General features: G+C 37.2%; 3 protein-coding genes. All 3 read right to left on the bottom strand.

All coding sequences use genetic code 11. The features are described 5' to 3' along the window. Positions 1-425 (bottom strand): type II restriction endonuclease (locus J1E28_RS07770; protein WP_291028475.1); only part of this gene is annotated, 425 nt, incomplete at its 3' end. A 2-nt stretch (positions 426-427) separates the two neighbouring features. Next, the gene (locus tag J1E28_RS07765) at positions 428-1,456 is read right to left on the bottom strand and encodes a DNA adenine methylase (protein WP_291028473.1); all 1,029 of its coding nucleotides are present in this window, start codon (positions 1,454-1,456) and stop codon (positions 428-430) included. Positions 1,457-1,459: 3 nt separating this feature from the next. Continuing rightward, on the bottom strand, positions 1,460-1,887 hold a 428-nt coding region (locus J1E28_RS07760; protein ID WP_291028471.1), incomplete at its 5' end, for a dihydroxy-acid dehydratase.

The raw sequence follows: 1,887 nt of genomic DNA, 5'->3' as shown, positions 1-1,887 counted from the left end.
AGTTTGTAAGAAATGTAGGCATTTTTCACTTTCTTAATCCCAAACAATCCTTTAATATCCTTTTCAAAATTCTCTTGATAAATCATATAGAATTCTATTTTCTTGCCCTCTAAGATTGTATAATAAAGAAAATACCAAATCCCAAAACTTCTTATGCTAGGTCGTCCTTTCGTCCCACCGTCGCGATAAATAGACAAAGTATTTTTAATTCCTCCTTCACTTTGACTTCCTCCAATCTTTTTAATCTCGCCATCAACAACAATTAAATACACTCTAGCGACATTTTCAGTAAGAATTTTTTGAGGCAGAGCATTGCCATTTTCATCTTTTAAATCTTTAAGATAGTTAAAATTAAGCCTTGTGCTTCCCTCCACATACTCTACATCAGCAATTTTAAAGGCAGTTTTTACTTCACTTATTTTCATCTCTACTCCTTTATAATTAACAATTCGTGGCTTTGCTTAATATTATCCCTATTGCCTTGTAGTCCATTATTACGATTGAGGCGATTTTTGCCTACTCTTGTTTCGCCTTGCCCCATTGTGTATTGCCATTTGGGTTCTAAGATTCTAAAATCTTTATATGTTTCCCTTACAAACTCACAATCATTATAGCTTAAGATAAATTTCCCTTTGTGATTTTTTAAATATTTACTTAAAAGTTTATGATTAAAGCCATTATGATGAATAGGGAAATTTCGCATAGGATAGATTCCCTTAAACATTTGAGAATCCCCCTCTAAAAAATACGGTGGGTCGCAGTAAAAAAAATCATTAGGGTAGCTTTCAAAAACCTGCTCAAAACTCGCACATTCCACACTTATATTTTGCAACTTGCAATCTTGCCCTATATCTTTTAATTTCTCTAAAGTTTTTTTGTAGCGAGTTTTATCTTCATAAATTTTACTCATCCAGCCTAAAAAGCCGGGTCCATAGCTTAAATTAAAATTAAAATAATAATCGCGTGCAAGCGTGAGGGAATCGAGCTTGATTTGAGCAGTATTTTGCGAATCTTTATGCCTCTCATTCCAATAGGCTTTAAGTTCCTCTTTTATCTCTGTATAGGTTTCTTTTGTAGGTTCAAGTTTCAATAAAGCTTCATAAAGTCCATTAGAATCTGCAATCAAAATTTGCCAAAAATTCACCAAAATATCAAAGACATCAAAAGCCTTCACTTCTAATCCAAGTTCTAAAGCACTTGCGATTTCAACACTTCCTCCGCCCATAAAGGGGCTAACAAGTCGCTTTATATCATTTGGGAAGTGTTCTATTATCAAGCCAACAGCTAGAGATTTGCCTCCTCCATAACGCAAAGGACTTTTGGTATAGCGTTTATAGGAGAGAGATTTGCCTTTGAGAGAATCCAAAAAGAGAATTTTTTTGTCAGTAAGAGAATTATTTTGGTAAAAAAGATTTTGCCAGTCTTCGTAGGAAGTTAAGGCAACTCTAGCTTCCATATCTCACAGCTCGCTTTTCAGCACTGCGCCATTAGCAGCGTTACTCACAAGCAAGGCATATCGCTTGAGCCATTTGCTTTGAATCTCCTTTTTAAGAGGTTTCCATTTTTTGGCTCTCTCCTCCAAAATCTTAGAATCCACACACAATTCCAAGCTCCCCTTGCTCACTGAAATAGCAATTTTATCGCCATCTTCAATAAGTGCAATCAATCCCCCTTCCGCAGCTTCTGGGCTAATATGCCCGATACACGCCCCACGCGTTGCCCCACTAAAGCGTCCATCGGTAATTAGTGCTACGCTATTACCTAGCCCCATTCCCATAATCAAACTTGTGGGGCTTAGCATTTCTTGCATTCCCGGTCCCCCCTTAGGTCCCTCATAGCGGATAACCACTACATTTCCTGCTTTGACTTTGCCCCCGGCAATGCCCT

Origin of the sequence: Helicobacter sp. (assembly GCF_022511165.1) — a bacterium.
Taxonomy (GTDB): domain Bacteria; phylum Campylobacterota; class Campylobacteria; order Campylobacterales; family Helicobacteraceae; genus Helicobacter_C.
The sequence above is the reverse complement of the archived record's forward strand: the minus strand, read 5'-3'. Positions and strand labels throughout refer to the sequence as shown.

Bases quoted from the DNA above. Each gene is read 5' to 3' on its own strand.
- J1E28_RS07765 (WP_291028473.1), bottom strand. From the start codon at position 1,456: ATGGAAGCTAGAGTTGCCTTAACTTCCTACGAAGACTGGCAAAATCTT.